Origin of the sequence: Vibrio sp. 10N.247.310.17 (genome assembly GCF_041466605.1) — a bacterium.
GTDB lineage: Bacteria > Pseudomonadota > Gammaproteobacteria > Enterobacterales > Vibrionaceae > Vibrio > Vibrio tasmaniensis_A.
Map to the genome: position 1 here is coordinate 24,129 of NZ_JBFSTC010000046.1, position 13,478 is coordinate 37,606.

Consider the following 13,478-nt stretch of genomic DNA (forward strand, 5'->3'; position numbering starts at 1 on the left):
TTCAAAGCAAGCGACACTTTTTTAGCTTTAAAAAATATGTATGTAGAGGCATATAAAGATCAGTACAACTCTTTGAGTTTACGAGTAAGGGTATTTCTTCCCCATCCTAAAACTTTCGCTGCATCTTGTTTATGGCCATTAGTATGGTTGAGTGCGGCCTCTAATAATATACGTTCAAACTCGGGTAGAGCATAAGTCAGCAGCTCTTTTTCGCCGGAATCAAGCGCACTCTTGGCCCAATTAGCCAGCAGTTGTTGCCAATTACCATCAGTACCTTCGCTGATCACAACCTTCTCTTCCAACAACTCAGGTGGTAGATCCGAAGGGAGTATTTCGCTGCCGCTCGCCATTACAGTTAGCCAACGACAAATGTTCTCAAGCTGACGTACGTTACCCGGCCAATTGAGCTGATTGAGCTTCAGAATGGTCTCTGGGTGTAGTGTCTTCACTTCTACGCCAAGCTCTTCAGCGGCTGATGCTAGGAAGTGGTGAGTCAGCTTTTCAATGTCCTGTTTACGTTCGCGCAGTGCCGGAATATGGATTCGGATAACGTTGAGTCGATGGAAAAGGTCTTCACGGAAACCACCGTCATGTACTAAGCGCTCAAGATCTTGGTGGGTTGCGGCAACGATACGAACATCGACCTTAACCGCAGAATGTCCACCTACGCGATAAAACTGGCCATCAGACAGCACGCGCAGTAGTCGAGTCTGAATATCGAGTGGCATATCACCGATCTCATCCAAAAACAGCGTTCCGCCGTTGGCTTGTTCAAAACGCCCTTGGCGAACACTGTTGGCTCCGGTAAACGCGCCTTTCTCATGGCCAAACAGCTCTGATTCAATGAGATCTTTGGGAATGGCTGCCATGTTCAGGGCGATAAAGGGTTTTTTCGCTCTTGGGCTGTGACGATGTAAGGCGTGTGCGACTAGTTCTTTACCTGTACCTGATTCACCATTGATTAGCACGGAAATGGATGACCGAGACAAACGACCAATGGCGCGGAAGACTTCCTGCATCGCAGGCGCTTCGCCAATGATTTCTGGCGCGTTGGTGTCTTCGGCTACTTCGCTGGCTTGTTCTCGCTTTTGCTCTTGGCTGTGGGCGATTGCTCGCTCTACTAAAGTCAGTGTCTCATCGATATCAAACGGCTTAGGCAGATACTCAAAAGCGCCTTTTTGATAGGCATTGACCGCCGCATCAAGGTCTGAGTGCGCGGTCATAATGATCACTGGCAGGTCGGGAGAGCGTAGATGAACCTGATGCAAAAGCTCAATACCGTCAATGCCGGGCATGCGAATATCAGATACCAATACATCTGGCGTCTCGCGCTCAAGAGCAAGTAATACGCTCTCTGCATCAGCAAATGTTTCACACTTTATATCCGCAGATGAAAGTGTTTTCTCTACTACCCAGCGGATAGAGCTGTCGTCATCGACGACCCAAACGTATCCCTTACTCATAATTCAATTCCTTTGCAGCCAAATCTATTGTGATAATCATTGTTGTTTTTATTGTTCGGTATTCAGTGTTGCCAATGAAACGTTGTTTCCAGTGGGAGACACAGCTTTGCTTATATCGGCAAATAAATCGTGAATGTGGTGTTGCCCGGCCAGCTTTCAACATCAATTTTCCCATTGTGTTGATCGATCAGGTTTTGAGATATCGATAGCCCTAGCCCTGTGCCTCCTTCTCGTCCGCTGACCATTGGGTAAAACAGGGTGTCTTTCAATTCATCGGGGATACCCGGGCCGTTGTCGCAGATCTCAATGCGAGCGGCGAGTTTGTGTCGCTGACCATGAATGTTTGCTTGATGCACCGTTCTGGTGCGAATGGTGATTTTTCCGGATTCTTGAGTCTTCAGAATCTGAGCTGCGTTGCTCACTATATTGAGCATGGCTTGTTCTACCTGTGCTGAATCCATCAAGATATCCGGTAGGCTCGGGTCGTAGTCTCGTTCGATGACGAGTGTTGAACCTGATTCTAGCTCGATGAGTTGCCTTACTTTTTCAAGTATTTGGTGAAGGTTCTCTTCCGATTTGGTCCCCGGTTTCTGTGGGCCAAGCAGGCGATCGACCAAAGCTCTCAGGCGGTCGGCTTGCTCAATAATGATCTGCGTATATTCATTAAGGGACTGATCAGGGAGCATTTTACCAAGTAGCTGCGCGGCTCCTCTTAATCCGCCCAATGGATTCTTAATCTCATGGGCCAATCCGCGCACCAATAGTTTAGCCGCTTGTTGTTGTGCGTGTTGGTTGAGCTCTTGGCTGAGGCGTCTTTGTTGGTCTATCTTGCGCATCTCAACCAATAACAGCGTTTCTCGCTGCCAAGAGATTGGGCTCACCGTTACCTCAAGCATTAGTGGGCGGTTATCAACCACAAAGGTAACGTCACTGTCGGTAATGCTCTGGCCACTTTGTAGCGGTTGAGTCAACAGCGCTAAATCCAGTGAGGCGTGCTGGATAAGTTGGCTCAGAGGGTGATCAACGATACGTCGTGCACTTTGCGAAAAGAGTTGTTCAGCCGCCGGGTTGGCGTATCGGACATACAGTTGCTCATCGAGCATCAATGTTGAGGTCACCATATTGTCAAGAATGGCGCTGGAAAGATGATGTGTATCTATGCTGTCGCTTTTGGCTGATCGATTCACTATTTCGTCCTTGAACTGGTGTTTTTCTCACTGCACCAAATTGGTGCGAAGCTAAGTTCAAGTATGGCGCATATCAACCAGAAGCTAAAGATAATTCATTAGAGTCGCTGAAAGCTGCTTCGATCAGGTGAAAAGTAGAGGTAATTTGGCCTCTTTTAACACATTGGCTTACTTGAGCGTCGCTCGATGTAAATACACGGTGACTGGACTAGTAGATGCAATAAGCTTGCCGCTTCTATGTGCTTGAATTGCAATGGTGTGAGTGCCTCGTTCGATACCTTTCAATTCCCAATTAGGTTGGGTTTGTGGAGCGCCATAACGACGACCATCGAGCATCAATTGCAACTGCTCTCCAATACCAAGCTTGCGGTTGAGTTCTATTTTTATTGGGATTAAGCCACGGTTGCTGCGGATGGTTTGATCATGAACTGGAGTCAGCATGCTGAGGGCTAACTGAGCGGGTACCTCTCGTTTCGTGTTATCTGTTTTTTCCTGAGCTTGAGCTTGAGCTGGTGTTGCCGTTTTAGTTGTAGAGGGATCTGCAGCGTCAACAGGCGTTGAGGCCTCAAATTTAGGGGCTGGCGCGGAAGCTTGTACGTCAGGTAGGCGAAGAGCCTCCGCACCTTGATCGGTAGGGGTATCACTAAAGTGAAGCACGCCATCCTCATCTTCCCAGGTGTACACCGTTTGAGCAGAGCACGAGAATGCGACTGTTAATCCGATTAGGAACAGTATGTTTTTCATATCGTTAGCCTCTTTCCACCGTTAGGTGTTTTCACGTTTGACGTTAGTTTTGTTATTGATTTTATTGTATTTATAGCAACAGCCTCTGAGGGCTTTTGTTTAAGATATGGTACGAGGAAGTTGGGGGAGGGAGAATAGAAAAAAGGCCCGCCTGCGAGGCGAGCCTAATATTTTTTAGTGCTTCTTACATGTTGCAATAGCTTTTACTGCAGTACGAATTACATGCTAACCGACGGAGGATTAAACTGAGTAGTACAGTTCAAACTCAAGTGGGTGTGTAGCCATGTTCACGCGCTGTACGTCGTCAGATTTCAGTGTGATGTAAGAATCGATGAAGTCGTCAGAGAATACGCCACCAGCCGTTAGGAACTCACGGTCTTCGTTAAGTGCTGCTAGAGCACCTTGTAGAGATTCTGCAACTGTTGGGATTTCAGCTGCTTCTTCTGCAGGAAGGTCGTATAGATCTTTATCCATAGCTTCGCCAGGGTGGATCTTGTTCTTAATACCGTCAAGGCCAGCCATAAGCATTGCTGAGTAGCATAGGTATGGGTTAGCTGCTGGGTCACCAAAACGTAGCTCGATACGACGTGCTTTCGGGCTTGGTACTACTGGGATACGGATAGAAGCAGAACGGTTACGTGCTGAGTAAGCAAGCATTACAGGTGCTTCGAAACCAGGTACAAGACGCTTGTATGAGTTCGTTGATGGGTTAGCAAATGCGTTGATTGCGCGAGCGTGCTTGATTACACCACCGATGTAGTAAAGAGCCATTTCAGATAGGCCGCCGTACTTATCACCAGCAAACAAGTTTTGTCCATCTTTGTTCAATGACATGTGAACGTGCATGCCAGAACCGTTGTCACCAACTAGTGGCTTAGGCATGAATGTCGCTGTTTTGCCAAATGCGTGCGCAACGTTGTGTACAACGTACTTGTAGATTTGAGTCTCATCCGCTTTTGTTGTTAGCGTGTTGAAGCGAGTTGCGATTTCGTTTTGACCCGCAGTTGCAACTTCGTGGTGGTGAGCTTCAACAACTAGGCCCATCTCTTCCATTACTAGACACATTGCTGAACGGATATCTTGAGATGAATCGACAGGAGCTACTGGGAAGTAACCGCCTTTAACGCCAGGACGGTGACCTTTGTTACCGCCTTCGATGTCAGAACCTGTGTTCCAAGCTGCTTCTACATCATCAATCTTGAAGAAAGAACCAGACATGTCGTTTGAGAACTTAACGTCATCGAATAGGAAGAATTCTGGCTCTGGACCCACTAGAACTGTGTCTGCGATACCCGTAGAACGTAGGTATTCTTCAGAACGTTTAGCGATAGAGCGTGGGTCACGGTCGTAGCCTTGCATTGTTGCAGGCTCAAGGATGTCACAACGGATGTTTAGCGTTGCATCTTCTGTGAATGGGTCCAGTACAGCAGAAGCTGCGTCTGGCATCATTACCATGTCAGATTCATTAATGCCTTTCCAGCCAGCTACTGAAGAGCCGTCAAACATTTTGCCTTCTTCGAAGAAGTCTGCATCAACTTGGTGAGAAGGAATAGAGATGTGCTGCTCTTTACCTTTTGTATCAGTAAAACGTAAGTCGATAAATTTAACTTCGTTCTCTTGGATCAGGGATAGTACATTTTCTACTGACATCTTGGATAACCTCCAGTGTTATTAATTCGGTATTAGCTCGATTCGGTTGAAACCAGCATTGATTAATGTCTATACGTGCATTAATCGATGCTGATTTATCTATAGCCAAAAACGTGCCAAAAAAATTATTCCATTAATTTCAATGATTTACTTGTTTTCTTGATTTGCGAACTCTGACTTTTGCACCAAAATGATCTTTGGTTGCACTGTATTGGTGCAACCATTTATCTGTGCACCAATATGAGACATAAGCGAACACCATTCAGCAATGAATTGCCTAAGTTGTCAATCCACTTTTGTTATTTTACCTGAGATTTGGTTGCCCACTTCGCGGGTGATACTTTTCGATAACCCTACGAATTAGTCGACTAGACACTGTACGGAACCAAAGTTAAGCGGATATGAATCGCTAATAAAGAAAAAAGCCTTGGTTCAGATCACATATTTCTGGGTTTTTGTCTAGAATCTGGTATATTATTGACCGTTTTTTAAATCAAGCTAGCGGTTATTATCCAAACTTTTGAGATAAGTGACGGCTACTTTTATGAGTGAATCGAGAATCCATGTCTACTCCACAGATTGATAAGTTAAGAAATATCGCGATCATCGCGCACGTTGACCACGGTAAAACGACTTTGGTTGATAAACTACTACAACAGTCAGGCACTCTTGAGTCTCGTGGTGAAGCTGAAGAGCGTGTCATGGATTCGAATGACATCGAAAAAGAGCGTGGCATTACAATCCTTGCTAAGAACACAGCAATCAACTGGAATGATTACCGCATCAACATCGTAGATACTCCGGGACACGCGGACTTCGGTGGTGAAGTTGAGCGTATCATGTCTATGGTTGATTCTGTTCTGCTTATCGTTGACGCAGTTGATGGCCCAATGCCTCAAACTCGTTTCGTAACGCAAAAAGCATTCGCACACGGTCTTAAGCCAATCGTTGTAATCAACAAGATTGACCGCCCAGGCGCTCGTCCTGATTGGGTTATGGATCAAGTATTCGACCTTTTCGACAACCTAGGTGCTACAGATGAGCAACTAGACTTCACCGTTGTTTACGCTTCAGCGCTAAACGGTTGGGCAACAATGACTGAAGGCGAAACTGGCGAGAACATGGAACCATTGTTCCAAGCTGTTGTTGATACAGTAGAAGCACCAGCAGTTGACCTTGACGGTCCACTACAAATGCAAATTTCGCAACTTGATTACAGCTCTTACGTAGGTGTTATCGGTGTTGCTCGTGTTACTCGTGGTTCTGTTAAGCCAAACCAACAAGTAACTATCGTGAATGCTGAAGGCAAAAAACGTAACGGTAAAGTAGGTACTGTACTTGGTTACCTAGGTCTTGAGCGTCACGAAGTAGAACAAGCTAACGCTGGCGACATCATTGCAATCACAGGTCTTGGTGAGCTGAAAATTTCAGACACTATCTGTGACGTAAACACTGTTGAAGCAATGGAACCTCTATCTGTTGATGAACCAACAGTAACAATGACGTTCCAAGTAAACACTTCTCCGTTCGCGGGTAAAGAAGGTAAGTTTGTAACTTCACGTAACATCCTTGAGCGTCTTGAAAAAGAATTGGTTCATAACGTTGCACTACGTGTTGAAGAAACTGAAAGTCCAGACCGTTTCCGCGTATCAGGCCGTGGTGAACTTCACCTTTCTATCCTGATCGAAAACATGCGTCGTGAAGGTTTCGAGCTAGCAGTATCTCGTCCAGAAGTAATCATCAAAGAAGAAGATGGTCAGAAAATGGAACCGTTCGAAACGGTTACTATCGATGTAGTTGAAGAGCACCAAGGTGCGATCATGGAAAGCATCGGTCTACGTAAGGGTGAGCTAACAGATATGGCACCAGATGGTAAAGGCCGTGTTCGCATGGACTTCATGATGCCTTCTCGTGGTCTTATCGGTTTCCAAACTGAATTCCTTACAATGACGTCTGGTTCTGGTCTTATTTACCACTCGTTCGATCACTACGGTCCTTACAAAGGCGGTATCATTGGTCAGCGTAACAACGGTGTTCTAATCTCGAACGCAACGGGTAAAGCTCTTACTTACGCTCTATTCTTCCTTCAAGCTCGTGGTCGTCTATTCACAGAGCACGCGGATGAAGTTTATGAAGGTCAAGTAATCGGTATTCACAACCGTTCAAACGACCTGACAGTAAACTGTCTAAAAGGTAAGCAACTAACGAACGTTCGTGCATCTGGTACTGATGAAGCACAAGTTCTTTCTCCACCGATCAAGCACACTCTAGAGCAAGCTCTTGAGTTTATCGATGAAGATGAACTAGTAGAAGTAACGCCACTTAACGTACGTATCCGTAAGAAACTTCTTACTGAAAACGAACGTAAGCGTGCAGCACGTCCAGCTAAGGCTTAATTGCCAGCTGACTAGCTTCTAGCTATTCAAGCAATACGTTTTAGAATAAATAAGAAAGCCCCGAGCAGCCTAGCTGCTCGGGGCTTTTGTTTTATGTGGTGTTGGAGTAGATACGGGTAAACGAGATGCGAGATACGAAAGGCGTTCAAGTATTCGTCATCTTCAAGAGGGAGGAACGACCGAGTTGGGGATCTAGCTTTTGGTACCTAAGTAACGCTCAACGAATTGAAGCCGCTCATCGACCGACATAAATGGCACCTCGACAACCTTATACCCAAGCTCTTGGTAGACTGTTACTAAAGCGTGGTGAATCTCTAACGCTTCCTCAAACGGATAAGGTCTCACATCATCTTGTACATAAATTGAAGCATCAGGCCGACAGAACAAGACTTGTGAGTGGTAGCCTTGGCTTGCTTCTCGGTAGTTCTCATCAACCTCAAGATTAGCCTGAGACAAGTAACCACAGATATCTGGAATGGCGCGATCAAGAAAAGCAATTTGGTGCTGCTTCGCTTGCTCTTTTTGCTCGCTCATCACGTCTAAACACAAGCGAGCAAAGCCCGGTAGGTCTAACCAAGGTAAGATACCGTTCTCAAGTTGGCTCTGTTGTTCTATCAATTGGCGAGAGGATTCTGCGAAGGTTGGGTAACCTATGTCACCCAAGGCATTAATCAGAGTTGTTTTTCCGGCTCCGGGGCCGCCAGTAATAATGATAGGCTGCATACTGTTGTTTCTCTGTAGTGCTACTTCTGGTTCAGTTGAGCCAAGAACTTATCCGATTCTGCTATCGCCGCATTCATCTGTTCTATCGCGTAGGCGATGTCTTTTTCTAAGCTCATAAACTCTCCCTGCAATGAACCAACGGCACTCGCATTGAGGTTGTGTTTGAGATAAAGCGTGTTGTCGCGAAGAGTGTTGAGTACCGGATCCATTTTCTTCTCAGCCCGTTTCATCGCTGACAGCATGGTCTGGTAAGATGATTTGGTTTCACGCAGCTTTTTCTCACTTGAACGACGCAGTGAATCGCTGGTGTAAAGGTCCAACTCTCCCTGCCACTCTGCAAATAGCGCATCCGACACATCTTCAATCGCAGCAATGCGGTCACTGACATTTTGTGCGGCTTTTTCACTGTCTTGGTATTTATCATTAATCTTGTTGTACATGTCTTCAAGGTCGCCGCCACTAAAATTAGTTAGGCTACTCAAAGCTTCAAGTGCGCTAGTAAACTCTTCCTGAGCGTCCTGTTGCGACTCTTTAGCGTCTTCCACTCTATCAACCATAATGTCACGCTTGTGGTAACCCACTTGCTCCATGGCGGAGTAATAAGCTGATTGGCATCCAGTAAGAGTAAAAATAGAGAGGACTATAACTATTAAATAAGGCATCCTAGTTTCCTATAGTTAAATAATATCAATCGTAGTAAATAACTGCTCAACCTAGCTTGTTAAAATGCTCGATAACGGCGTTAGAGTTTTTGATTGTAGAATAACTACTTATCACAAAACTCTGCCTTGTTCTCAAGCCTTTTTCCTACGCTATTTTTGAACATTTACTTACTGTGATTAATATAACGGAATATTAATTAGGACTATGAACGAGTTACCAGGGAGTTACAAGTTGAAGATAAAAAAGGCAGCTACAGGAAGCATCCAGTTTTCCCGCTATCTTCTTACGCGGATGACGCACGATAGAGTTAATGTGAATGCAGGGTACTTGGCGTACATTACTTTGCTCTCGATCGTACCGATGTTGACGGTTTTGCTCTCTATTTTGTCGTCATTTTCAGTTTTTGCTGATGTTGGTTTAGTGATTCAAAACTTCGTTATTACCAACTTTGTTCCCGCTTCCGGGGATGCGGTGCATGGTGCTTTACTGGAGTTTGTTGCTAATACCGGCAAGATGACGGCGGTGGGCAGTGTGTTCTTATTCATTGCCGCTCTGATGCTGATCTCCAATATTGATAAAAACCTAAACTACATCTGGCGAGTAACGGAAAAGCGACGTGCTGTGTTGTCTTTTTCGATGTATTGGATGGTGCTAACACTTGGGCCTATTTTGATCGGAGCGAGCATTGCTGCAACCTCGTATGTGACATCATTAAACTTGTTACAAAACGAAGTCGTGTCGAGTGCTTTTAATACCGTGATTCGCAAGCTCCCTTTGATTACCTCATTCTTTGCGTTTTTCGGTCTGTATCTGTTGGTTCCCAACAAAAAGATTCACTTTTCTCATGCGGCAGCTGGCTCTCTAGTGGCGGCTCTGTTGTTCGAACTCAGCAAGAAAGGCTTTGCAGCTTACATTACTCAGTTTCCGTCTTACCAGTTGATTTATGGCGCATTAGCGGCGATTCCCATTCTTTTTGTTTGGGTCTATTTGTGCTGGTTGATTGTGTTAGTGGGTGCTGAAGTGACGGCCGCGTTGGGCGAGCAGGAACAGTGGAGTGACTCTCAAGAAATGGTACACTCGTCGGATAAAGACAAAATTACAGAGCAAGGAAACAACAGTGATAGCACTGATCCAGAGAGTAAGTGAAGCTGCCGTCCGTGTTGATGGCGAAGTAGTGGGTGAGATTGAGCAAGGCTTATTAGTTCTGTTAGGTGTAGAAAAAGGTGATGACGAAGCCAAAGCCAAACGTTTGATGGAACGAGTGACCACTTATCGTGTCTTTGGAGATGAAGACGATAAAATGAACCTTAACGTGAAGCAGGTAGAAGGTAAGGTATTAGTGGTGTCTCAATTCACTTTGCCAGCTGACACCAAGAAAGGGACACGAGCTGGATTTTCTCGCGGTGCTCACCCAGAAGATGCAGAGCGTCTTTACAACTACTTCTCTGACCAATGTGAATCAGTGTTGCCAACGGAACGTGGCCGATTCGCAGCCGACATGAAAGTGTCTTTGGTTAATGATGGCCCAGTGACATTCTGGCTGCAGGTTTAGGCTTAAAGGAATAAGCATGTTTAAACTCATAACCCCGACCACCGAAAATCAACTGAACAAGTATTACCATTTTCGTTGGCAAATGCTCCGTGAACCTTGGCGAATGCCGGTCGGTTCAGAGCGCGATGAATATGACCCAATGAGTCACCATCGCATGATTGTTGATGGTCGAGGTCGCCCGATGGCGATTGGTCGTCTCTATATCACCCCAGATCTAGAGGGGCAGATTCGCTATATGGCGGTGAAGAACTCTCGCCAAAGCAAAGGCATGGGCTCACTTATCTTGGTTGCGCTAGAGTCACTGGCACGTCAAGAAGGTGCGAAGCGTTTGGTGTGTAATGCTCGTGAAGATGCGATCTCATTCTATGAGAAGAATGAGTTTGAGCGTCGTGGTGAGATTAACGACCAACGTGGGCCTGTGCGTCACCAACAGATGGTAAAACCTCTTGATCCAATGGCTGATGTACTGCGCAAACCAGAATGGTGTAATGAGCTTCAGCAGCGCTGGGAGCATCAGATCCCGATCAGTGACAAGATGGGCATCAAGATTAACCAATACACGGGTTATCAGTTCGAGTGTAGTGCTCAGTTGAATCCAAACCTTAACCCTCATAACACCATGTTTGCTGGCTCAGCCTTTACCTTGGCGACCTTAACCGGTTGGGGTATGACTTGGTTACTAATGAAGGAGCGTGGGTTGACAGGTGATATCGTACTAGCAGATAGTAATATTCGTTACCGTCATCCAGTTGAGCAAAACCCAGTGGCATCCACGTCATTGGATGGGATCAGTGGCGATTTAGATCGCCTCGCGTCTGGAAGAAAAGCTCGTATCATCATTCACGTGACCATTAACAGTGGCGACGTGGAGGCGGTTGAGTTTACGGGAACCTATATGCTGATCCCTGACTACAAAAAGAGATTATCAACAGACTCCAACGTAAGCGTATAGCTGACAATGGCTAACAGATAAAGATACAGATAGAAGGCGCTACTCTTGTGGAGTGGCGCTTTTTTGTTGGCAGTCGTTAATCTCGGAATACTCAGCTTGGGTGAGCTTTCCTGATATTTGGTGGCATGGGTCGGATAGTGAAATAGAGAGAGTGTGTTGCTCGGTTTTTAGCAAGTCGAGCTCTCCAGAAATTTCGCCATTTAACGTTTGAATCCTTTGTTCGCTTTGCTCTGCTGCCGATGCACCAATAATGTGCACTGGTTCAAGTGTGAAGCGTCCACGGTCAAAATTCGCATTGAGCTCTGGGATTTCAAATACGTTATCAGTCGATGTTTCAGAAAGCTTATCATTAAAGGTCATCACACCTTGGCGAACGCTACCAGTGAGTTGACCTGTTGTGGAATAGCCGAGCATTAATGAATCGCCGTATAAACCCGCAGCTTGAAGTTCAAATTCGCCATAACCGGTTGCGTCGAGCGGTAGTTCAAGTTGCTGTAACATGGGTGCTATCGGTAATCCATCGGCAGAGATCTCTAAGCTCCATGGCTTACTGATTTTGTTGAAGTCGAGTGTTGCGTTGGCTTCAATATAGCCGTGCTTTAGTGGCATAAACAGGCGTGTCAGCGTCCATTTTCCTTGCTCGCTATTCATCTCAACCACTGGCTGTGCGCTAATAATGTTTTGATAGCTGGCATCATTCGCGCTGGCCATCAGCTTTCCTTGCCACAGACCTAGCTTTCTATCCTGTAAAAGTTGAACTTGATACCCCTCGATATGTAATCCTGAGACCTGCCAGTAAGGCTTTTGTGCAAGTTGGATAAGTTGGTTGCGTTCTATGTTAATTCGGCTAATTTCGACATTCTGGAGCTGCGTGAGCCAAGGTATCAAGCGAGTGGCGGGTAGAGGGCTATCTTGGCTTTCCGTAATCCACTTTATACCTTGCAGGTCGAGCTGTGCTAATAGAATGCTGTTAGGGGTTACTTTGCCATTAAGTTGAACAGTGCCCTGTAGGAATTGAGTATAGAAGTCTTCAATCAGAATCTGGTTCGGATCTAAATTGAGCTTGATACTTGGCTCTATGAACATGTCATCATCAATGCTCACTCCCTCTGCTTGCAGAGAGAAAATGGCTCTCTGTTGCTTCCACAGCTCAAAAGGCAGTTGGATATTTTCTAACGAGGCATCAAAAGCTGCGAGGTGGCCATCTTGCCACTCTACATCGCTACGCAGAATATCTAAGCTATTGATGTGATTGATCTGAATACCTGGCACATCCCACTCTTTGCTTAGTAGGCTTTGGGTCTGTTTCTGATTGAGTCGTAAGCCATCGACGGTCACATTCACCAACGACCAATCTTGCTGATACTGCTCTGCTTGACCAGAAATTTTGGCACCACGCCAGTCAAACGAAGCGCCATACAGGGTGCTATCACTTGGTTTAAGATCTAGGTCAATCAACAGGTTATCGAACGCTTCGCCTTGCCAATACAGCTGTGAGGCAGAAAGTTGGGTTTTTCCATAAGGTAGAAGTGAGTTGTCGTTGTTCCACGTTGGGTCGGAGATCTGAAGATCGATGCCTCGCGCGTTAAAGTCTGGGGTTGAAAAGTCGAGATTGTTGATGGCCAGCTGGTGGATCTTAATGCTTGGCTGGGTAAATAAAGAGGCGAGCGTTTCTAGGTCGTCGGCTTCTAACTGCAGTCCGCTGATCAAAACAGATTCAAAGACCAGTTTGGCCTCCGTAATCGAGCTGGAGCTGAACCAAAGGTCAATCTTGTCGATATACAGCGGTGTTTGTTTTTCAGGTTGGCTTTGGGTAATGCCCATTAAGGTGATGTGATAAGGCGACTGGTACTCAACATCTTCAATGAGCACAGGTTGTTCAATCGCATGTTTGATAAAAAAGTTAGTAATATCCGTACGGTATTGGGTTTGCAGGCTTAATAGCAATGCTGCGATAGTTGCAACGGCGATAGCCAACGCAATGCCGAACACCATGAATACCTTTTTCATTCCCTGAAAGCCTTAAATTTCAATCGTCTTAAAACAGAGTGGAACAAAAAGGGTCAAGCAGCAACAAAAAAGCCCCTCAAAAGAGGTAACACTGATCATTTAAGCATTTTCCTGATCAGTTGAACGATCCTACAGATG

11 protein-coding genes are annotated in these 13,478 nt (G+C 45.7%); 4 read left to right on the forward strand and 7 right to left on the reverse strand.

Annotated features, from left to right (window positions below):
* Positions 1 to 59: 59 nt before the first annotated feature.
* From glnG to glnA, 4 genes are all read right to left on the reverse strand, one after another.
* Entirely contained in the window at positions 60 to 1,463 is a 1,404-nt protein-coding gene (glnG, locus tag AB6D80_RS13830; RefSeq protein WP_371707178.1) for a nitrogen regulation protein NR(I), read from the reverse strand.
* 110 nt (positions 1,464 to 1,573) lie between these two features.
* A complete protein-coding gene (gene glnL, locus AB6D80_RS13835; protein ID WP_371707177.1) occupies positions 1,574 to 2,650 on the reverse strand; it encodes a nitrogen regulation protein NR(II) in 1,077 nt (358 codons plus the stop codon).
* Positions 2,651 to 2,818: 168 nt separating this feature from the next.
* Complete coding sequence (locus AB6D80_RS13840; protein WP_371707176.1) at positions 2,819 to 3,394, reverse strand: DUF4124 domain-containing protein; 576 nt, start codon at positions 3,392 to 3,394, stop codon at positions 2,819 to 2,821.
* 240 nt (positions 3,395 to 3,634) lie between these two features.
* Positions 3,635 to 5,044, reverse strand: a complete 1,410-nt coding sequence (gene glnA / locus AB6D80_RS13845; RefSeq protein WP_009848037.1) for a glutamate--ammonia ligase — start codon at positions 5,042 to 5,044, stop codon at positions 3,635 to 3,637.
* A 563-nt stretch (positions 5,045 to 5,607) separates the two neighbouring features.
* On the opposite strand from glnA, the gene typA reads away from it, so the two are divergent.
* Complete coding sequence (typA, locus tag AB6D80_RS13850) at positions 5,608 to 7,440, forward strand: translational GTPase TypA (RefSeq protein WP_009848036.1); 1,833 nt, start codon at positions 5,608 to 5,610, stop codon at positions 7,438 to 7,440.
* A 192-nt stretch (positions 7,441 to 7,632) separates the two neighbouring features.
* Here the strand turns inward: typA and AB6D80_RS13855 are convergent, their stop codons facing one another.
* Together AB6D80_RS13855 and AB6D80_RS13860 are read right to left on the reverse strand one after the other, a co-directional pair.
* The gene (locus AB6D80_RS13855) at positions 7,633 to 8,163 is read right to left on the reverse strand and encodes an AAA family ATPase (RefSeq protein ID WP_371707175.1); all 531 of its coding nucleotides are present in this window, start codon (positions 8,161 to 8,163) and stop codon (positions 7,633 to 7,635) included.
* A 20-nt stretch (positions 8,164 to 8,183) separates the two neighbouring features.
* A complete protein-coding gene (locus tag AB6D80_RS13860) occupies positions 8,184 to 8,825 on the reverse strand; it encodes a DUF2959 domain-containing protein (protein ID WP_017099256.1) in 642 nt (213 codons plus the stop codon).
* Positions 8,826 to 9,030: 205 nt separating this feature from the next.
* Between AB6D80_RS13860 and AB6D80_RS13865 the strand changes: the two genes are divergently transcribed.
* The 3 genes from AB6D80_RS13865 to AB6D80_RS13875 are packed head-to-tail and all read left to right on the forward strand — an operon-like array spanning position 9,031 to position 11,330.
* On the forward strand, positions 9,031 to 9,972 hold the full coding sequence (locus AB6D80_RS13865) for a virulence factor BrkB family protein (protein WP_012603002.1): 942 nt from the start codon (positions 9,031 to 9,033) through the stop codon (positions 9,970 to 9,972).
* The gene (gene dtd / locus AB6D80_RS13870; protein ID WP_004735590.1) at positions 9,944 to 10,378 is read left to right on the forward strand and encodes a D-aminoacyl-tRNA deacylase; all 435 of its coding nucleotides are present in this window, start codon (positions 9,944 to 9,946) and stop codon (positions 10,376 to 10,378) included. Before AB6D80_RS13865 ends, dtd begins: the two co-directional genes overlap by 29 nt.
* A gap of 16 nt (positions 10,379 to 10,394) precedes the next feature.
* Complete coding sequence (locus AB6D80_RS13875; protein WP_009848032.1) at positions 10,395 to 11,330, forward strand: bifunctional GNAT family N-acetyltransferase/hotdog fold thioesterase; 936 nt, start codon at positions 10,395 to 10,397, stop codon at positions 11,328 to 11,330.
* Between the two features lie 39 nt (positions 11,331 to 11,369).
* On the opposite strand, the gene AB6D80_RS13880 is transcribed toward AB6D80_RS13875, so the two are convergent.
* Complete coding sequence (locus AB6D80_RS13880; protein WP_372188810.1) at positions 11,370 to 13,340, reverse strand: AsmA family protein; 1,971 nt, start codon at positions 13,338 to 13,340, stop codon at positions 11,370 to 11,372.
* Positions 13,341 to 13,478 lie beyond the last annotated feature (138 nt).